The sequence below is a fragment of the Cellulomonas sp. APG4 genome (genome assembly GCF_009996735.1).
Taxonomy (GTDB): Bacteria; Actinomycetota; Actinomycetes; order Actinomycetales; family Cellulomonadaceae; genus Actinotalea.
The window spans coordinates 17,775-36,995 of record NZ_JAACYI010000013.1 but is presented as its reverse complement, the minus strand read 5'-3'; the positions used below and the strand labels follow the sequence as shown (position 1 = coordinate 36,995).

Annotated in this window: 16 protein-coding genes, 1 tRNA gene and 1 pseudogene; 8 read left to right on the top strand and 10 right to left on the bottom strand. The window is 73.6% G+C overall.

The window, feature by feature from the left end:
* The 6 genes from GXB85_RS10835 to GXB85_RS10810 are packed head-to-tail and all read right to left on the bottom strand — an operon-like array spanning position 1 to position 6,872.
* Positions 1-1,461 (bottom strand): serine/threonine-protein kinase, encoded by a 1,461-nt coding sequence (locus GXB85_RS10835; RefSeq protein ID WP_161917672.1) that lies wholly within the window; start codon positions 1,459-1,461, stop codon positions 1-3.
* Positions 1,458-2,909 carry a penicillin-binding protein 2 gene (locus tag GXB85_RS10830; protein ID WP_161917671.1) on the bottom strand — a complete coding sequence of 484 codons (1,452 nt, stop codon included), beginning with the start codon at positions 2,907-2,909 and terminating at the stop codon, positions 1,458-1,460. The genes GXB85_RS10835 and GXB85_RS10830 overlap by 4 nt, the downstream gene beginning before the upstream one ends.
* Positions 2,906-4,357, bottom strand: a complete 1,452-nt coding sequence (locus GXB85_RS10825; RefSeq protein ID WP_161917670.1) for an FtsW/RodA/SpoVE family cell cycle protein — start codon at positions 4,355-4,357, stop codon at positions 2,906-2,908. Before GXB85_RS10825 ends, GXB85_RS10830 begins: the two co-directional genes overlap by 4 nt.
* A gap of 47 nt (positions 4,358-4,404) precedes the next feature.
* Entirely contained in the window at positions 4,405-5,649 is a 1,245-nt protein-coding gene (locus GXB85_RS10820; protein WP_161917669.1) for a Stp1/IreP family PP2C-type Ser/Thr phosphatase, read from the bottom strand.
* Between the two features lie 4 nt (positions 5,650-5,653).
* On the bottom strand, positions 5,654-6,157 hold the full coding sequence (locus GXB85_RS10815) for an FHA domain-containing protein (protein WP_161917668.1): 504 nt from the start codon (positions 6,155-6,157) through the stop codon (positions 5,654-5,656).
* A 7-nt stretch (positions 6,158-6,164) separates the two neighbouring features.
* A complete protein-coding gene (locus GXB85_RS10810; RefSeq protein WP_161917667.1) occupies positions 6,165-6,872 on the bottom strand; it encodes a DUF3662 and FHA domain-containing protein in 708 nt (235 codons plus the stop codon).
* Between the two features lie 246 nt (positions 6,873-7,118).
* On the opposite strand from GXB85_RS10810, the gene GXB85_RS10805 reads away from it, so the two are divergent.
* Positions 7,119-7,201, top strand: a tRNA-Leu gene (locus tag GXB85_RS10805).
* Positions 7,202-7,274: 73 nt separating this feature from the next.
* Here the strand turns inward: GXB85_RS10805 and GXB85_RS10800 are convergent.
* A complete protein-coding gene (locus GXB85_RS10800; protein ID WP_161917666.1) occupies positions 7,275-7,685 on the bottom strand; it encodes a Rid family hydrolase in 411 nt (136 codons plus the stop codon).
* A 72-nt stretch (positions 7,686-7,757) separates the two neighbouring features.
* Between GXB85_RS10800 and GXB85_RS10795 the strand changes: the two genes are divergently transcribed.
* The gene (locus GXB85_RS10795) at positions 7,758-8,126 is read left to right on the top strand and encodes a helix-turn-helix domain-containing protein (RefSeq protein ID WP_161917665.1); all 369 of its coding nucleotides are present in this window, start codon (positions 7,758-7,760) and stop codon (positions 8,124-8,126) included.
* Between the two features lie 20 nt (positions 8,127-8,146).
* Here the strand turns inward: GXB85_RS10795 and GXB85_RS18860 are convergent.
* Both GXB85_RS18860 and GXB85_RS10785 read right to left on the bottom strand, forming a co-directional pair.
* A pseudogene (locus GXB85_RS18860) lies at positions 8,147-8,857 on the bottom strand (serine hydrolase); the annotation flags it as partial.
* A 157-nt stretch (positions 8,858-9,014) separates the two neighbouring features.
* Positions 9,015-9,923 (bottom strand): LysR family transcriptional regulator ArgP, encoded by a 909-nt coding sequence (locus GXB85_RS10785; RefSeq protein WP_161917664.1) that lies wholly within the window; start codon positions 9,921-9,923, stop codon positions 9,015-9,017.
* Positions 9,924-9,993: 70 nt separating this feature from the next.
* Between GXB85_RS10785 and GXB85_RS10780 the strand changes: the two genes are divergently transcribed.
* Entirely contained in the window at positions 9,994-10,605 is a 612-nt protein-coding gene (locus GXB85_RS10780) for a LysE family transporter (protein WP_161917663.1), read from the top strand.
* A gap of 11 nt (positions 10,606-10,616) precedes the next feature.
* On the opposite strand, the gene GXB85_RS10775 is transcribed toward GXB85_RS10780, so the two are convergent.
* Positions 10,617-11,636: a LacI family DNA-binding transcriptional regulator gene (locus GXB85_RS10775; RefSeq protein WP_161917662.1), complete on the bottom strand. Its 1,020-nt coding sequence runs from the start codon at positions 11,634-11,636 to the stop codon at positions 10,617-10,619.
* 197 nt (positions 11,637-11,833) lie between these two features.
* On the opposite strand from GXB85_RS10775, the gene GXB85_RS10770 reads away from it, so the two are divergent.
* From GXB85_RS10770 to GXB85_RS10750, 5 genes are all read left to right on the top strand, one after another.
* Complete coding sequence (locus GXB85_RS10770; protein ID WP_161917661.1) at positions 11,834-13,858, top strand: beta-galactosidase; 2,025 nt, start codon at positions 11,834-11,836, stop codon at positions 13,856-13,858.
* On the top strand, positions 13,855-14,775 hold the full coding sequence (locus GXB85_RS10765) for a carbohydrate ABC transporter permease (RefSeq protein ID WP_161917660.1): 921 nt from the start codon (positions 13,855-13,857) through the stop codon (positions 14,773-14,775). The genes GXB85_RS10770 and GXB85_RS10765 overlap by 4 nt, the downstream gene beginning before the upstream one ends.
* 77 nt (positions 14,776-14,852) lie before the next feature.
* A complete protein-coding gene (locus GXB85_RS10760) occupies positions 14,853-15,677 on the top strand; it encodes a carbohydrate ABC transporter permease (RefSeq protein WP_237728187.1) in 825 nt (274 codons plus the stop codon).
* 62 nt (positions 15,678-15,739) lie between these two features.
* The gene (locus tag GXB85_RS10755; protein WP_161917659.1) at positions 15,740-17,083 is read left to right on the top strand and encodes an extracellular solute-binding protein; all 1,344 of its coding nucleotides are present in this window, start codon (positions 15,740-15,742) and stop codon (positions 17,081-17,083) included.
* Positions 17,084-17,096: 13 nt separating this feature from the next.
* Entirely contained in the window at positions 17,097-19,172 is a 2,076-nt protein-coding gene (locus tag GXB85_RS10750; protein WP_370524170.1) for an alpha-galactosidase, read from the top strand.
* Positions 19,173-19,221 lie beyond the last annotated feature (49 nt).

Here is a 19,221-nt window from a genome sequence, read left to right as displayed (position 1 = left end):
CTACAGGTCCTTCGCTGTCGTCGTCTGCGGGTACGGGCCGGCGCCGTCCCGGGCGTGCGTCGTGATCATCCCACTCGTCCCGGTCCCGGCGGCGGAGGCGCTCACCTGCGACCGGCTCGTGCCGTCGTCCTCCGCGCGGGAGGGTCCCCAGACCCTATCCGCGAACGCCGCGCCCAGGAGGGCGAAGACCACCATCAGGATCAGCGCGAGCAGGGGCCGGGAGAACTGCCCCCAGCGTAGTCCGGTGGTGGTCGAGGTCCGCAGCGGGTTGCGGTGCGTGCGCGTCGCGCGCAGCTCGGCGCGGGTGGGGCTCGCGGGGACGAAGACGGGCGGGTGCGCCTCCGTCTCCGGGGCGCCCGGGGGCCGTTCCTGACGACCGGGCACGGCGACGGCGCCGTCGGGCGCGAGCAGCGGCAGGGCCGACGGCGCCGCGGCCGCCTCGGTCGACGTAGGGCCCGGGCTCCACGACCGCACCCCCGTTCCGGCCGCCCCGGGCGCAGCGGCGTCCGCGGAGGAGGGGGCGCCACCCGCCGGCGGCACCTCGGCGCGCTGCGGCACGGCCAGGCTGCCGGTCTCGACGGCGTCCACGACGTCGACGAACCGCGTGTGCCGACCCCCGGCCACCGGGACGCCCCCCGGCGGCGTGCCGTCGAGCAGGTCGTCGAGCTGCCGCGCGAGCGAGGCCGCCGAGCGCGGGCGCTGCTCGGGGTCCTTCGCGAGCATCCGCATCACGAGGTCGGCGAGCTCGGCGTCGACGTCCGACGGCAGCGGCGGCACCGGTGTGTTCACGTGCGCGACGGCGATGTCGACCGCCGTGGGGCCCGTGAACGGTCGGTTCCCCACGAGGGCCTCGTAGGCGACGATCCCGAGGGAGTACACGTCCGACGCGGGCGTCGCGGCCTTGCCGATGGCCTGCTCGGGCGACAGGTACTGCGCGGTCCCCATCACCATGCCGGACGCCGTCATCGGCACCTGGTTGACCGCCATCGAGATGCCGAAGTCCGTGATCTTCACCTGGCCCGAGCGTGCGAGCAGGATGTTGCCGGGCTTGACGTCGCGGTGCACCACGCCGCCCACGTGCGCCGCGTGCAGCGCGCGGGCGGTCTGGGCGAGGATCGGCAGCAGCCGCCTCGTCGGCAGCACCGGCTGCCGGTCCAGCAGGTCGGACATCGGCTCGCCGAGCACGAGCTCCATCACCAGGAACCCCGAGCCGTCCTGCTCGCCGTAGTCGTAGAGCGAGGCGATGTTCGGGTGCGAGAGCCCCGCGCTGTTGCGCGCCTCGGTGCGGAACCGCTCGAGGAACCCGGCGTCACCCGCGAACTCCTCACGCAGCACCTTGACCGCGACGTCACGCGCGAGCGAGTCGTCGTGCGCGACCCACACCTCGCCCATGCCGCCGACGGCGATCCGGGAGACCAGCCGGTACCGGCCGCCCATGGCCCTGCCTGCCTCGGGCTTCACTCGGCCAGCACCGCCTCGATGACCGCGCGCGCGATCGGTGCGGCGACCGCACCGCCCGTGGCCTCGCTGCCCAGGTCCCCGCCGTTCTCGACGATGACGGCGACCGCGACCTGGGGGTCGTCCGCCGGGGCGAAGGCCGTGAACCACGCGTGCGGGGCGACGTCGTCCGTGGTCTCGGCCGTGCCGCTCTTGCCCGCGACCTGCACGCCAGAGATCTGCGCGCGCTGCCCGGTGCCGCTCTCGACCACCCCGACCATCATGTCGCGCAGGGTCGCGGCGGTCTGGGTCGAGACGGGTCGGCCCAGCTCGGTCGGGTCCGTCTCGGTGACCACCTCGAGGTCGCCGCTGCGCACGGCCCGCACGAGGTGGGGCTCCATGAGGACGCCGTCGTTGGCGATGGCGGCGGAGATCATGGCCACCTGCAGGGGAGTCACGCGCACCTCGTACTGACCGATCGCGGAGAGCGCGGTGTCGGGAGCCGAGGGGTCGGCGGGGAAGCTGCTCTCCGTCACCTTCATCGGCACGTCGAGCGGGGTCCCGAAGCCGAACGCCTCGGCCTGCTCGCGCAGCAGCCGGTCGCCGAGCTCGACGCCGAGCTGGGCGAACGCCGTGTTGCACGAGATGCGGAGGGCGTCGGCGAGCGTGGTCTCGCCGGTCGGGCTGCAGGAGGAGCCGCCGAAGTTCCCGAGCGAGGTGCTCGTCGTCGGCAGCGTGTACGTGTCCGGCGCCGGGATGGGGGCGTCCGGGGCGAGGCCGCCCTCGAGCGCGGCCGCGGCCGTGACCAGCTTGAACGTCGACCCGGGCGGGTACGTGGTGCCCGCGATGGCCCGGTTGGCCATCGGGTCGCCCTCGGCGGCCTGCAGGTCCTCCCACGCGGCGACGACGGCGGCCGTGTCGTGCCCCGCGAGCACGTTCGGGTCGAAGCTGGGCTTGGAGACGAGCGCGAGGATCGCACCGGTGCGCGGGTCGAGGGCGACGACGGCGCCGCGCTGGTCGCCCAGCGCGTCCCATGCGGCCTGCTGTGCCGCGGGGTCGATCGTCAGCTCGACCGCGGCGCCCTGCGGCTCGCGACCGGTCACCAGGTCCTGCAGGCGCGAGTAGAACAGCGAGTCGGCCGAGCCGTTGAGCTCGGTGTTCATCGCCGCCTCGATGCCCGAGCGCCGGTAGACCACCGAGTAGAAGCCCGTCACGTGCGCGTACAGCGGTCCCTGCGCGTAGGAGCGCTGGTAGCCGAACGCGTCGTCGACGGGAGCCGACGAGGCGATCGACTCGCCCGCGACGACGATCGGGCCCCGGTCGCTGCCGAACTCCCGGTACAGGGTGCGCACGTTGCGCTGGTCGGCGTTGAGCTCACCCGCCTGGAAGAACTGGACCCACGTGGCCCCGCCCATGAGGGCGAGGAACATGACGACGACGACGGTCGCGAGCCTGCGCAGCGGGGTGTTCATGACGGACGCACGTCGATCAGCTCGGTCGCCTGGTCGGAGCCCGCGGGGGCGGGGCCCGTGACGGCGTCGGGCACGTCGTCGTCGCCGGGGCCACCGGGTGCGGCGAGCTCGGAGGCCGGCCGTCGCGCGCTGTCGGAGATGCGCAGCAGCAACGCGACGATCACCCAGTTCGCGAGCAGCGAGGAGCCGCCGTAGGCGAGGAAGGGCATGGTCAGGCCCGTGAGCGGGATGAGCCGGGTCACGCCGCCCACCACCACGAAGCACTGGAAGGCGACGACGAACGCCATGCCGCCCGCGAAGAGCTTGCCGAAGCCGTCGCGCACGCCGATGGCGGTGCGCAGGCCGCGCTGCGCGAGCACCAGGTACAGCACGAGGATCGCGAGCAGGCCGGTGAGGCCGAGCTCCTCACCGAGCGAGGCGACGATGAAGTCGGACTCGGCCCACGGCACGAGGTCCGGCCGCCCCTGCCCCCACCCGGTGCCGAAGAGGCCGCCGTTCGCGAGCCCGTACAGGCCCCGGACCAGCTGACCCGAGCCGCCGAACTCGGCGTTGAAGTTGGCGTCGTCGAACGGGTGCAGCCACGCGTCGAAGCGGTCGCCCACGTGGGTGAAGACGCGTGAGGCGAGCAGCGCCCCGCCCACGAACAGGGCCAGGCCGATCGCGACCCAGCTGATCCGCTCGGTCGCGAGGTAGAGCATCCCGACGAACAGGCCGAAGAACAGCAACGAGGTGCCCAGGTCGCGCTCGAGGACGAGGACGGCGAGCGACGCGGCCCAGGCGAGCAGGATGGGGCCGAGGTCCCGCGGGCGCGGGAGCTGCAGGCCCAGCACCTTGGGACCCGCGAGGGCGAGCGTGTCGCGGTTGGTCACGAGGTAGCCCGCGAAGAACACCGCGAGCACGATCTTGCCGATCTCGGCCGGCTGGAACGAGTTGCCCGCGACGCGGATCCAGATGCGCGCCCCGTTGATCTCCGTGCCGAGGCCCGGGACCAGGGGCAGGACGATCAGCGCGAGGCCGACGACCATCGCGGTGTACGTGTAGCGGCGCAGCGTCCGGTGGTCGCGCAGCAGCACGAGCACGACGGCGGCCAGCACCATCCCCAGAGCCGTCCAGCCGAGCTGGCGCTCCGCGAACCCGGCGGCACGCTCGCGCGCCTCGTAGGCGAGGTCGATGCGGTAGATCATCGCGAGGCCGAGGCCGTTGAGCGCGACGACGGTCGGGAGGATGACAGGGTCCGCGTAGGGCGCGCGCCAGCGCAGCACGAGGTGCAGGCCCACCGAGAGCCCCACGAGACCCGCGCCGTAGCCGAAGATGTCAGCCGGCAGCGTGCCCGTCTCGGCCAGCCCGACGAGTGCGTAGGCGCTCACGCCGAGGGCGAGGGCGAGGGCGAGCAGCCCCAGCTCGACGCTCCTCCCGGGGCGCACGCGGTGCGGTGCGACGGTCGCCATTCACCGCACCCCCCGCCGGGTGCGGGCGTCCGGTGTCCCGGCCACCCTCACGACGATCCCGCCGCCTCTGCCTCGAGATCCGCGAGCCGTTCGCGCGCCTCCGCGAGGCTGTCGGCGGGCAGCGCACGCCGCACGCGCTCGCGCATGAACTCGGGCAGCTCGTCGACGCGCGTGCCCGACGTCTCGACGACCGACGAGAGCTCGAGCGGACCCACGGTCTGCGGGATGCCCTGGAACACCGCGATGCGGTCCTCCGACACCCCCACGTAGTACTGCTCCTGCGTCCAGCGGTAGCCCAGCACACCACCCGCGCCGAGCGCTGCGAGCACCACCAGCACCCCGAGCGCGACCAGCCAGCGACGTCCGCGACGGCGCGGCTCGTCGTCGTCCACCTCGCGGTTCGGCGGCTCGCCCTCGGGCCGGGACGCGGCGCGGGTCTGCGCGGAGTGCTGGGCGGCGCGGGCCGCAGGGCTGTCGCCGCCGAGGGTGGGCCGGTGGCGGTCGAGCGCCGCGGCGCCCACCACGTGCGACGTGGTCGCGGGTGCGGCGCCGTCGGGCAGCTCGTCCACCTCGAGCACGTCGCCGATCACGACCGTGACGTTGTCCGGGGCGCCGCCGCGCAGCGCGAGCTGGACGAGCTGGTCGGCGCACGCGTCGGTGTCCGTGACGTCACGCAACGTCGCCGCGAGGGTGTCACCGCTCACCACGCCCGAGAGGCCGTCCGAGCACAGCAGCCAGCGGTCGCCCGCGCGCGCCTCGCGCACCGACATGTCCGGCACGATCTCCATGTCGAAGTCGCCCAGCACCCGCAGCAGCACCGAGCGCTGCGGGTGGTGCTCGGCCTCCTCGGCCGTGATCTTCCCGGTGTTGACCAGGTGCTGCACGAACGAGTGGTCGGTGGTGACCTGGCTGAGCGTGCCGTCGCGGAGCAGGTAGGCCCGCGAGTCGCCGATGTGCGCCATCGCGAGCTTGTTGCCCGAGCGCAGCAGCGCCGTGACGGTGGTGCCGAGGCCCGCGAGCTCGGGGTTCTCCTCGGCGCGGGCCAGCAGCTCGTCGTGCGCGGTGGTGATCGCGCGGCCCAGCTCGTCGAGGGCGTCGTCGGGGCCGTGCGCCTCGTCGTCGAGCGGGGCCAGGTGGGCGACGGCCACGGAGCTCGCGACGTCGCCGCCCGCGTGACCGCCCATGCCGTCGGCGACCACCAGCAGGTGCGGACCCGCGTAGGCGGAGTCCTGGTTGTTCGAGCGCACGAGGCCCACGTCGGAGCGCGCGGCGTAGCGCAGGGCGATGGTCACGCGGTCACCTCTGCAGCTCGAGGGTGCTCTGGCCCACCCGGATCTGGGTGCCGGGACGCACGGGCGTGGGCTCGGTCACGCGCTCGCGGCCCAGGAACGTCCCGTTGGTCGAGCCCAGGTCCTCGACCCACCAGTCGCCGTCCTGCGGGAACACGCGGGCGTGCCGGGACGACGAGTAGTCGTCGTCGAGCACGAGCGTGCACGACGGCGCGCGGCCGATGAGGATCGCCGACGTGCTCAGCGGGAGGGTGGTGCCGCGCAGCGGGCCGGCGGTCACCACCAGGCGGCGCGGGTTGACCTCGCGGCGCGGGATGGGCCCGGGGCGGCCGGGCGCGGGCGGGGGAGCGGTGACCGCGGGGCTCACGGTGCGCTCGGCCCGGCGCAGACGTCGGTTCACGATCTTGGTGCCGTAGAGGTCGCGGCGCAGGACGCCGATCGCCGCGAGGACGAACAGCCACAGCAGCACCAGGTAGCCCAGCCGCAGCAGGGTGATCGTGAGCTCGCTCACCCGGCGCTCACCCGTCCCCGGCCTCGTCGGCACCTGTCCAGAACAGGATGCGCGTGCGGCCGATGGTCAGGGTGTTGCCGTCGACGAGCGTCGCGGCGGTGACCTTGTGGTCCTCGACGAAGGTGCCGTTCGTCGAGCCGAGGTCCGTCGCGATCACGCCGTCGGGCGTCACACGGATCTCGAGGTGCCGACGCGAGATGCCCGGGTCGTCGACGATGATGTCCGCCTCGCTGCCGCGGCCGATCACCGTGACCGGCCCGGTGAGCAGGTAGCGCTGGCCGTCGATGTCGACCAGGGGGTGGCGGGCGCTCGCGGCGACGGTGGTCGCGGGGGCGACGGCGCCGCGCACGGTCGCGCTGCGCACCTGGAAGCGACCGGTCTCGAGGGTCTCGTCCTCGACGAACGCGACCGTCACCGGGCCCACGAACGCGTAGCGCTGCTCGGTGGCGTGGTCGGTGACGTTGGCCGCGAGCTCGTCCGCGAGGGGCTCGGCGCCCCAGGCCTCGACCTGCTGGTGGTCGGCCGGCGAGAGCTCGATGGTGAACTCGTTGGGCACCACGGTGCGGTCGCGGCCGACGACGGCGGCGCGGTCGTCCACCTCACGGCGCAGAGCGGAGGCCAGCTCGACGGGCTTGACCTCGCTGCGGAAGGCCTTGGCGAACGCTGTGTTGACCACGCGCTCGACGCCCTTCTCGAACCTGTCGAGAACTCCCATCTCACCTCCTCCGTCCGTGGTGCCCGGCCTGCGCCGCCGGCACCGCGACGACGTCGTCCCGGGACGGCTGGCCGCCCAGCCTGCCACGGCAGCCGACGCCGTGCCGGGCTGCGTGACGCGCCGACCGGTCGTCCGACCGCCCAGAGGTCCACGGTGATCGTATCCGCCGCACGGCCCAGGAGCGGTGCACGGTGGGCCGAACGGTGGGCGTGGCGACCGTGTTAGCCTTCTGCCTGCTCTGCACGCGCGCGAGTGGCGAAATGGCAGACGCGCTGGCTTCAGGTGCCAGTGTCCGAAAGGACGTGGGGGTTCAAGTCCCCCCTCGCGCACAGAGGGTCACACGAAGAGCCCGGCCGGTCGGCCGGGCTCTTCGTCGTCGGGGGACCGGTGGGTACGGCCGGCTCAGGCGAGGACGGCGGTGGCCTCCACCTCGACGAGCACGTCGGGCTCGAACAGGTAGGCGACGCCGATCAACGACGACGGCGGCAGCGGCTGCGGCAGCCCCAGCTCGGCGGCGACCTGCTCGACCCCGGCCATGAACGGACCGATCTTCTCCGGGGTCCAGTCGACGACGTAGAACGTGAGCCGGACGACGTCGTCGTACGTGGCCCCCGCGGCCGCGAGGCCGGCGGCGGTGTTCCGCAGGGCGTGGGCGACCTGGGCGGTCAGGTCCCCGGGCGCGACCTGGGCGCCCTGGGGGTCGCGCGCGATCTGACCGGCGACGTGGACGTGGCGGGTGCCGGTCGCGACGGCGACGTGGTGGTAGGGGACGGGCTGCATCAGGGTGTCGGGGCTCATGAGCCGGACAGGCACGGGAGTGCTCCTCTCGATCGGTAGCTCAGGGATACCTGGTCACCGGAAGGCACTTCAACGAGACTAGGTGGCGTGACGGAAACCGCCCACGCCCAGCTCGATCTCACCGCGCCCCACCGGGAGCTGCTCGGCCAGGTGCTCGACACCTGGTCGCTGCAGGTCCTGGAGCTGCTCTGCGAACGTCCCCTGCGGTTCAGCGAGCTCCGACGCGCCATCCCCGCCGTGACGGGGAAGTCGCTGACGACGACGCTGCGGCGTCTCGAGCGCAACGGGATCGTCGAGCGCCTCGTGGTGCGCACCAGGCCGGTCGCGGTGGAGTACCGCATCACCCCGCTGGGCAAGACGCTGCGCGAGCCCGTGGACGCGCTCCTGGCCTGGTGCACCGCCCACCTGCCCGAGGTCGAGAACGCCCGCGACCGCTTCGACGACGCCTCGGACTGATCGGACCTCGGCGTGCGGGGTCAGACGAGGGCGGTCAGGACGGTCTCCGCCACGCGAGCCACGAGGGCGTCGTCGTACGCGGCGGCCGGATCGCGCTTCTCCGTGAGGATCGTCAGGAGGATCGGGGCCCGGCCGGGTGGGGTGACGACGGCGACGTCGTTGCGGATCGCACCGGCCCCGCCCGACTTGTCCGCGACCTCCCAGCCGGCCGGCGCGCCCGCACGGACGAGGGCGTCACCGGTCGCGTTGCCGCTCGCCCAGTCGAGCAGCAGGGCACGGTCGTCGTCCGTGAGCGCCGCGGTGAGCAGCAGCGAGCGGAGGGTGGCCGTGAACGCCCTCGGGGTGGTCGTGTTGGCGGCGTCCGCAGGATCCACGCGGTTCAGACCCGGCTCGACGTCGGCGACCTTCGTGGTCGCGTTGCCCAGGTCCGCGAGGGCTGCCTCGAGGCCTGCGGGTCCGCCGAGCCGCTCCATGACCAGGTTCCGGGCGGCACGTCGCGCAGCAGCGCGGCCGCGGCGAAGAGCTTGATCGTCGAGGCGAAGCCGAAGCGCTCGTCGGCCCGGTGCTCCACGGTCGTGCCGGTGCCCGTGTCGACGACGCTCACGCCGACCCGGGCCGCGAACTGGTCCTCGAGCGCACCGATCTCGGCAGAGAGGTCGACCGTCTCCGGCTCGGCGCTCGGTGTCGGTCCGGCCGAGGGCGGCGCGGCTGAACGGGTGCTCTCGGGAGATCGTGACGCCGTCGTCGACTCCTCGGGCGTCGCAGCGCCGCAGCCGGCAAGAGCGAGGGCGAGCCCGAGCGCAGCGGCGGACGAGGTCGGTCCGGTCGTCCGCACGAGCAGGCCTCCGAAGGATCGGGTCGGGGTGTCGCCCGCCGGTCACCCCGAGACTACGGCGTGTGCGAGAGGGCAGGGGTCAGGGGGCGGAGGTGGGTGCGGGCGGCGCGCGTGAGGGCGTCCGTCAGCTCGTCGAGCAGGGGTGAGCGCAGCTTCCAGCGCTGCCAGTGCAGCTCGACGTCGAGCACTCCCGCGGGGTCCAGCGTCACCAGCTCGCCGCTCGTGAGGCCTGCGCCGGCGTGCAGCTCGGGCACCATGCCCCAGCCCATGCCGCTGCGGACGGCGGCGAGGAAGTCGGCCGACGACGGCACGTGGTGGGCCGGGCCCGCGTGCTCGGGCACGCCGCGCGTGCGCAGGTAGCGGTGCTGCAGGTCGTCCTTGGCGTCGAAGTGCACCACGGGTGCGCGGCGAAGTGCTGAGCTCGTCGGGCCCTGCGGGAACCAGCGCCCGACGAACGACGGCGTGGCCGTGGGTCGGTAGCGCAGGGCACCCAGCCGGGTCACCGCGCAGCCCGGCACGGGCGCGGTGTCCGTGGTGATCGCCGCGACCACGACGCCCGAGCGCAGCAGCTCGGCCGTGTGCTCCTCGTCGTCGCGGTGCAGCTCGAGCGAGGCGACGTCCGCGAACGGAGCGAGGGCGGGCAGCACCCAGGTGGCCAGCGAGTCCGCGTTGACGGCGACGGGCAGGGTGCGCGGACCGTCGCCCTCGGCCCCCAGCTCGGCCAGGGCGTCGCGCGTCGCGGCGTCGACCTGACGCGCGAGGCGCAGCACCACCTCGCCCGACGCGGTGGCCTGTACGGGCCGGCTGCGGACCAGCAGCACGCGCCCCGTGGCGACCTCGAGCCCGCGCAGCCGCTGGCTCACGGCCGACGGCGTGACGTGCAGCTCGCGGGCGGCCGCCTCGAGCGAGCCGGTGGCGACGGTGGCCGCCAGGGCGCGCAGCTGCGCGGGGTCGAGGTCCATGAAGCGACGCTAATGCATACGTAGCAACCTGAGCTGTGCTTCATCGGCCGTGCCCCTTAGCGTCGCCTGCGTGACGCACCTCCTCGCCGCGGCCTCGGGCCTGGGCCTCGGGCTGTCGCTCATCGTGGCGATCGGCGCGCAGAACGCCTTCGTGCTGCGCCAGGGCCTGAGACGCGAGCACGTGGCTGCGATCGTCGCCGTGTGCGCGGCCTCCGACGTCGTGCTCATCGGTGCCGGTGTCGCGGGGGCCGGCGCGCTGGTGCAGGACAGGCCCGGCCTGCTCACGGCCGTCCGGCTGGGCGGAGCCGCGTTCCTGGTGGTCTACGCGCTGGTCGCGGCACGCCGGGCAGCACGCCCGCAGGCGCTCGACGCGGCACAGGGCGCAGCGCCCGGCTCGCGGGCCGCGGCGGTGGGCACCGCGCTCGCGCTCACGTGGCTCAACCCCCATGTGTACCTCGACACGGTGGTGCTGCTGGGCTCGATCGCCCACGGGCACCCGGGCGACGAGTGGTGGTTCGCGGCCGGGGCCGCCGTGGGCAGCGTCGTGTGGTTCACGGCCCTGGGCCTCGGTGCGCGTCTGCTGCGACCGGTCTTCGCACGGCCGGGCGCCTGGCGCCTGCTCGACGGCGCGATCGCGCTGGTCATGCTCGCGATCGCGGCCTCGCTCGTGCTCGCGGCGTGACCTGGGTCGCGTCAGGCGGAGCCGCGCACCACGACGTGCGTCTCGAGCAGTGAACCGTCGAGGTCGGCCGGCGCGCCGCGCAGCTGCGCGAGCACGGACTGGGCCGCCCGCTCGCCCAGCACACGGGCCGGCTGGTGCACGGTGGTGAGCGGGGGGTCGCAGCGCAGCGCCCACGAGCTGTCGTCGAACCCGACCAGCGCGACGTCGTCGGGCACGCGGCGTCCCGCGGCCCGCAGCGCCTCGAGAGCGCCGGCCGCGACGGCGTCGGAGGCTGCGAACACGGCGTCGAGCTCGGGGGCGCGCGCGAGCAGCTGCGTCATCGCGGCGCGGCCCGCCGTGTACTCGTAGAGGGGCAGCTCGACGACGAGCTCCGGGTCGAACCTGTCGCCCAGGGCGTCGCGGAAGCCGGCGAGGCGATCGGCGCCCGAGTCGCGGTCGAGCGCGGCCGCGAGCATGCCGACCCGACGGCGGCCCGTGGCGAGCAGGTGCGTCGCGACCGCGGCCGCGGCTCCGCGGTTGTCGATCCCCACCCAGGGCATCGTGATGCCCTCGGGTGGGCGGCCCACGAGGGTCGCGGGCACCGAGAGCCGGTGCAGCACGTCGAAGAGGCTGTCGTCCTGCCGCGCCGAGACCACGATGGCGCCGTCCACGAACCCGCCGCTGAGGTAGCGCGCGACGCGCTCGCTGTCGCGGAGCGAGTCGATGACGATGCTGACCATCTGGAAGTCGGCTGCCGAGAGCACGCTGTTGGCGCCCAGCAGGATCGACCCGATGTTCGGGTCCTCGAGGAACAACGCGTGGGGCTCGTGCACGCAGAAGCCGATCGCGTGCGTGCGGCGCAGGGCGAGGTTGCGCGCCGCGGTGTTGGGCACGTAGCCGACCTTGGCGACCGCGCGCTCGACCGCCTCGCGGGCCGCGGGGGACACGTAGCGCTCGCCGTTGAGCACGCGCGTGACGGTGCCGCGGGACAGTCCGGCCTCGACCGCGACGTCGCGGATCGTCGCCCGCCGAGGGGCTCCGGTGGACGGCATGCCACGGATGCTAGTGCCCGTCACGACGGCGCCCTCCTGGGTGGTCCCGGACCGGGGTGTTGACATCCGGAAACGGACGTTCCTACTCTGTGACCGGTCACAGAGAACTTTACGCCACAGACGGCCGACTGCGTTCTGTGACCGGTCACAGACCCTGCGAGAGACCCGTTCACCGAGGACCAGTGCGAAGGAGCACGATGAGCGCCGACGTCGCCGCCACCCGCCGCGAGGCAGGAGTCGGCCCCGTGCCCGGGCTCGTGCTCGGCTGCGACTACAACCCCGAGCAGTGGTCGCCCGAGGTGTGGCACGAGGACGTCGCCCTCATGCGTGAGGCCGGGGTGTCGCTGGTCGCGGTCAACGTCTTCGGCTGGTCCGACGTGGAGCCCGAGCCCGGCAGGTACGAGTTCGAGCGTCTCGACGCCGTGCTCGACCTGCTGCACGCGCACGGGATCGGCGTGAACCTCGGCACGGGGACCGCGAGCCCGCCGCCGTGGCTGAGCACGCAGCACCCCGAGATCCTGCCGATGGCCGCGGACGGCACGCGCCGCCACCCGGGCGGCCGCCAGGCGTGGTGCCCGAGCTCACCGGTGTTCCGGGAGCGCGCGGTCGCGCTGGCCGAGCAGGTCGCCCGCAGGTACGGCAGCCACCCCGCCGTCCGGCTGTGGCACGTGTCGAACGAGCTGGGCTGCCACAACGCGCACTGCTGGTGCGACGTCTCGGCGGCGGCGTTCCGGGACTGGCTGCGCGCGCGCTACGGGACGATCGAGGCGCTCAACTCCGCGTGGGGGACCACCTTCTGGAGCCAGCGGTACGGCGCGTGGGACCAGGTGGGCACGCCGCGCCTCACCGTCTCGACGCCCAACCCCACGCAGGTGCTCGACTTCCAGCGCTTCAGCTCGGACGAGCTGCTCGCGCACCACCGGGCCGAGGCCGAGGTGATCCGCCGGCACAGCGACATCCCGGTCACCACCAACTTCATGGTCACGGCCCACCGCCGCGACGTGGACTACTGGCAGTGGGCCCCGCACATGGACCTGGTCGCCAACGACCACTACCTCGACCACCGCCTCCCCGACCCGCTCGCCGAGCTCGCCTTCAGCGCCGACGTCACGCGCGGTCTCGCGGGCGGGCGGCCGTGGATGCTCATGGAGCACTCGACGAGTGCGGTGAACTGGCAGCCGGTCAACGTCGCCAAGCGTCCCGGCGAGCTGCTGCGCACCTCTCTGCTGCACCTCGCGCGCGGTGCCGACGCGCTGTGCTTCTTCCAGTGGCGTGCCTCGGCCCAGGGCGCCGAGAAGTTCCACTCGGCGATGGTGCCGCACGCCGGCACGGACACGGGGGTGTGGCGCGAGGTGGTCGAGCTCGGCGCGACCCTGGGGCGCCTCGAGGAGGTCGCGGGCAGCACCGTGCGCCACGACGTCGCACTCGTCTTCTCGTTCGAGGCGTGGTGGGCGGCCGACGGCGAAGGGCACCCCTCGCAGCACGTGCGGTACCTCGAGCAGGTGCACCACTGGTACCGCGCGCTGCGGGCCGCCGGGATCGGGGTCGACGTCGTCGCCCCGGGCGCCCCGCTCGACGGGTACCGCCTCGTCGTCGTGCCCGAGCTGTTCCTGACGCGGGACGGCGACGCGGCCGCGGTCGAGCGGCTCGTCGCGAACGGCGGCCACGCCCTCGTCACCTACTTCAGCGGCATCGTCGACGCCGACCTGCGCGTACGCCTGGGCGGGTACCCCGGCGCGTTCCGGGACCTCCTCGGCGTGCACGTCGAGCAGTTCCACCCGTTGCTTCCGGGCGAGATGCTCACCCTGGACGACGGCGGCGCGGGCAGCCTGTGGGCCGAGGAGCTGCGTACGACGACGGCCGAGACGCGGGTGCACGCCACGGACGGGCCGGTGCCCGGGGCGCCCGTCGTCACCCGCAGCGCGCACGGCGCCGGCGCCGCCTGGTACGTCGCGACGACCCCCGACCTCGACGCCACCACCCGACTGGTGCGCGAGGTCGCCGACGGCGCCGGGGTGCGACCCCTCCCCGGCGCGGGTGCCGACGTCGACGTGGTGCGCCGCACCGACGGCGCACGGAGCTGGCTGTTCGTGCTCAACCACGGCAGCACCCCGGTCGAGGTCGAGGCGGCAGGCTTCGAGCTCGTCGAGCAGCAGCCGATCACGGCGCTCACCGTCCCCGCCGGGGCCGTGCGCGTGGTCAGGGAGGAGGTCCCGCGATGACGCCCACCGCCGTCGCACCCACCGTCGCGTCCCCAGCACCCCGGGCGCGCACCCGTGTGCCGCACAAGCGAGCGATCGCGTTCTTCGTCGTGCCCTTCGGCGTGCTGTTCGCGCTGTTCTACCTGCTGCCGATCGGCACGGCCGTGTGGCGCTCGACGCAGGTGGTCGAGCGCGAGGGCACGTTCGGACCGCCGCGCGAGGTGTTCGGCGGGCTCACCCAGTACCGCGAGGTGCTCGCGAACGACGCGTTCTGGTCGTCGATCGGCCGCGTGCTGCTGTTCGGCGTGGTCCAGGTGCCTGTGATGCTCGGGCTGGCCCTCGTGCTCGCGCTGCTGCTCGACTCGCCACTGGTGCGCGGCCGCAGGTTCTTCAGGCTCGCGTTCTTCGCGCCCTACGCGGTTCCCGGGGTGGTCGCCGCGATCATGTGGGGCTTCCTGTACTCGCCCAACCTCTCCCCGTTCCGCGACGTGACCCAGGCCGTCGACCTGCTCTCGGCCGACCTCGTGCTGTGGTCCATGGCCAACGTCGTGACCTGGGTGTTCGTGGGCTACAACATGCTGATCATCTACTCGTCGCTGCTCGCGATCCCGGCCGAGGTGTACGAGGCCGCGCGGCTCGACGGGGCGTCGCAGCTGCGCATCGCGTGGTCGATCAAGATCCCGCTCGCGATGCCCGCGATCATCCTCACCGCGGTGTTCTCGATCATCGGGACGCTCCAGCTGCTCGCCGAGCCGCTCGTCTTCCGCACCTTCTCGACGGCGGTCACCAGCACGTACACGCCGAACCTGCTCGTCTACACGACGGCCTCGGTGCCCAACCAGCCGCTCGCGGCGGCGTTCTCGGTGGTGCTCGCGCTCGCGACGTGCGTGCTGTCCTTCACGTTCCTCAGGTTGACGCAGCGGAGGGCCTTCCAGTGAGCACCCGTCCCGCCCCCCGTCCCAGCCGGGCAGCGGCCACGGCCGCCTCCCGCCCCGCCGGCCCGCGCGAGTCCGTGCTGTCGCGCAGCGGTGCCATGCTCGTCATGGGACTGGCCACGCTGTACTTCCTCACGCCGATCTGGTGGCTGCTGGTCGCCTCGACCAAGAGCCGCGGTGACCTCACCTCGACCAGCCCGCTGTGGTTCTCGGACGTACGGCTGGGCGAGAACCTCGCGGCCGTCTTCTCCTACGACGGCGGCGTGCTGCCCCGCTGGCTGCTCAACAGCGTCCTGTACGCGGGCGGCGGGGCGCTCGTCGCGACGCTGCTCGCGGGCATGTGCGGGTACGCGATCGCCAAGTACCGCTTCCCGGGCCGCGACCTGTTCTTCAACGTGGTGCTGGGCGGGGTGCTGGTACCCGCGACGGCGCTCGCGCTGCCGCTCTTCCTCATCTTCAGCCAGGTGGGCGCGACCAACACGTTCTGGGCCGTGTTCCTGCCGAGCGTCGTGAGCCCGTTCGGCGTGTACCTCGCGCGCATCTACGCGGCCTCGGCCGTGCCGCTCGAGCTCATGGAGGCTGCGCGGCTCGACGGCGCGGGCGAGGTGCGCACGTTCTTCACCGTGTCGGTGCGGCTCATGGTCCCGGCCCTGGTGACGGTGTTCCTGTTCCAGTTCGTGACGATCTGGAACAACTTCTTCCTCCCGCTGATCATGCTGCGTGACGAGGCGCTCTTCCCCGTGACGCTCGGTCTCTACAACTGGAACACCGTGGTGAACCAGGTGCCCGAGCTGCGCCTGTACGTCCTCACCGGCGCGTTCGTCTCGATCGTGCCCCTCATCGCCGTCTTCCTGCTGCTCCAGCGCTTCTGGCGCGGCGGCCTCGGCACGGGCGCCGTCAAGTGAGTCGACCCGCCCTCCGCACTCCCCGACCGACCCATCCCAACCCCCGGAAAGAAGGACCAAGGATGCGCATCACACGACGAGCGGTCAGTGTCGCCTCGCTCGCCCTGCTCAGCCCGCTCGCGCTCGCAGCCTGCAGCGGCGACGCCGACGGCGGGGGCGCAGCGGGGGGCGGGGACGCGGCGGCCTGCGAGCCGTCCGACGGCGAGGTCACGCTGCAGTTCACCTCCTGGGTGCCCGGGATCGAGGACGTCGTCGCGATCTGGAACGAGCAGAACCCGGACGTGCAGGTCGAGGTCCAGACCGGGCCCAACGGCAACAGCGGCACCTACCAGAACTTCTTCAACCAGCTCGAGGCGGGCAACGCCCCCGACCTGGGCCAGATCGAGTTCGACGCGCTGCCCAACTTCCGCGTGCAGGACGGCCTGCAGGACATCGGCGCGTGCGAGGGCGTCCAGGAGGCCGCCGACCAGTTCGTCGACTGGACCTGGAGCCAGGCGACCCTGGGCGAGGAGGGTTCGGTCTACGCGATCCCGCAGGACAGCGGCCCCATGGCCATGTTCTACCGCGAGGACCTGTTCACCGAGGCCGGCATCGAGATCCCCACGACGTGGGAGGAGTTCGCGACTGCGGCCGAGCAGGTGCGTGAGCAGGGCGGCTACATCACCAACTTCTCGGTGGCGGACATCAACCAGTTCGCGGGCCTGGTGTGGCAGGCGGACGGCTCGTGGTTCGCGAACGACGGCGACGCGTGGGAGGTGGGCCTCGACTCGGCCGAGTCCGTCGAGGTGGCCGACTACTGGCAGGACCTGATCGAGCGCGACCTGGTCTCGACGCTGCCCGGCTGGACCAGCGAGTGGGACAACGCCTACAACACGGGCCAGGCGTGGACGTGGGTCTCGGCCGTGTGGGGCGCGAACTCGATCATGACGGGTGCGCCGGACACCGCGGGCTCGTGGCGCGTCGCACCGATGCCGCAGTGGGAGGCCGGCGGCGGCGCCGCGGGCAACTGGGGCGGCTCGACGACCGCCGTGTTCAACGGCACCGAGCACCCCTACGAGGCCGCGCAGTTCGCGCTCTGGCTCAACACGTCCGACGAGGCGCTCGACGCGCTCATCGAGGCGGCGAACCTCTACCCGGCCACGATCGAGGGTCAGCAGCGTCCCGCGCTCGCCGAGGGCGTCGAGTTCTACGGCGGTCAGGAGATCTACGAGGTGTTCGGCGAGGCCGGGCCGGGCGTCCCGGCGGGCTGGACGTGGGGCCCCACGATGACCCAGGTCTACAACGACCTGTCGGACGGGTTCTCGGGTGCGATCTCGGGTGACGGCAGCCTGGGCGACGCGTTGGGCGACGCGCAGGAGTCGACGGTGGCCGCGCTCGAGTCGCAGTCGATCCCCGTCGCCGAATGAGGATGATGGCCTGGTGATCTGTCACCTGAGGGCCGCGGGCACCGGCCTCGTGCTGGATGCCCGCGGCCCTGCCGTGCCCGCGGTCGTGCACTGGGGCACGGACCTGGGCCCGCTCGACGACGCCGAGCTCGAGCGGCTCGTGGACGCGCGGGTCCCGGCCGTCGCCCCGAGCTCGCTCGACGTGCCGTTCCGCCTGAGCCTGCTGCCCACGGCCCTCGAGGGCTGGACGGGACGCCCCGGGATCAGTGGCGCCGTGGACGACGGCCCCGTGCACGGCCCCTGGGCCCTGCGCGACGTGACCGCCACGCCGTCGTCGGTGACGTACGGGCTCGCGGCCGACGACGGCACGCGGGTCACCACCGAGGTCGAGCTCACCGACCAGGGCGTGCTCCGCGTGCGGCACACGTGGACCAACGTGGGTGCCGCCGTCGTGCGCCCCGCGGCCCTCGCGACGGTGCTTCCCGTGCCCGACCGGGCGCAGGAGGTGCTCGACCACAGCGGGACGTGGGCGCACGAGCGCCGCCCGCAGCGCGGGACCGTGCGCGACGGCGCCTGGGTGCGCGAGTCCCGGCACGGCCGGCCGGGCCACGACCACCCGTACCTGCTGGTCGCCGGCACGCCCGGCTTCGGGTTCGGGCACGGCGAGGTGTGGGGGCTGCACGTCGGCTGGAGCGGCGACACCGTGCACTGGGTCGAGCGTCAGCCGCTCGGTGTCACGGTGCTCGGGGGAGGCGAGCTGCTCGCGCCCGGGGAGCTGCGCCTGGGGCCGGGCGAGGAGTGGACCACGCCCTGGACGTACGCGGTGTGGTCGGACGCCGGCCTCGACGGGCTCGCCGAGCGGCTGCACGGCTGGGTGCGCGCCACCTCGCCCGTCCCGGGGCCGAGGCCCGTCACGCTCAACACGTGGGAGGCCGTGTACTTCGACCACGACCTCGACCGGTTGCGCGCGCTCGCCGATGCGGGCGCCCGCATCGGGGTCGAGCGGTTCGTGCTCGACGACGGCTGGTTCCAGGGACGCACCGACGACCGTCGGGCCCTGGGCGACTGGACCGTCGACACCGAGCGCTGGCCGCACGGGCTGCACCCGCTCGCGGACCACGTGACGGGCCTCGGGATGGAGCTGGGCCTGTGGGTCGAGCCCGAGATGGTCAGCCCCGACTCGGCGACCGCGCGCGAGCACCCCGACTGGGTGCTGTCGCGCGGACCCACGTGGCGCCACCAGCACGTGCTCGACCTCGCACACCCCGACGCCTACGCGCACGTGCTCGAGCGCCTCGACGCGCTCGTCACCGAGTACCCGATCGCCTACCTCAAGTGGGACCACAACCGCGACGTCCCCGCGGGGGTGCACGCGCAGACCACGGCGGTCTACCGGCTGCTCGACGAGCTGCGCGCGCGCCACCCCGGGCTCGAGGTCGAGGCGTGCGCGTCCGGGGGTGCGCGCGTGGACCTCGGGATCCTCGAGCGCGTCGACAGGTTCTGGACGTCGGACGACAACGACCCGCTCGAGCGCCAGACCATCCAGCGCTGGAGCGCGGGCCTGGTGCCGCCCGAGTACCTCGGCAGCCACGTGGGTCCCTCGCCCGCGCACACCACGGGGCGCGCGAGCGACCTGGGACTGCGGCTCGCGACGGCCCTGTTCGGCTCCGCAGGTCTCGAGTGGGACCTCACCCGCACCACGCCCGACGAGCAGGCGGCCCTGGGGGCGTGGGTCGGCACGTACCGCGACCTGCGCGGTTTGCTGCACTCGGGTCGCGTGGTGCGCCTCGACGGCACCGATCCCGCGGTCGTCGCGCACGGCGTGGTCGCGCCCGACGGCGGTGAGGCCCTCGTCTCGTACGCGACGCTCGCGAACCCGCGTGCCGCGGTGCCCGCGCCGCTGCGCATGCGCGGGCTCGACCCGACGCGCGACCACCGCGTCGCCGTCGTGCCCCTCGGCGCGGAGCCGCGGATGCTGCAGGACGCCCCGCCGGCCTGGTGGGCCGCGGGCGGGCTCACCGCGTCGGGGCGGGTGCTCACCGAGCTCGGTCTCCCGATGCCGCTGCTGCTGCCCGGGCAGGCCGCGGTGCTGCGGTTCACCGCGGTCTGATCGACCCCCCGCGCGCGACCGCCCGGACCGCGCCGCCCGGACGGCGGCG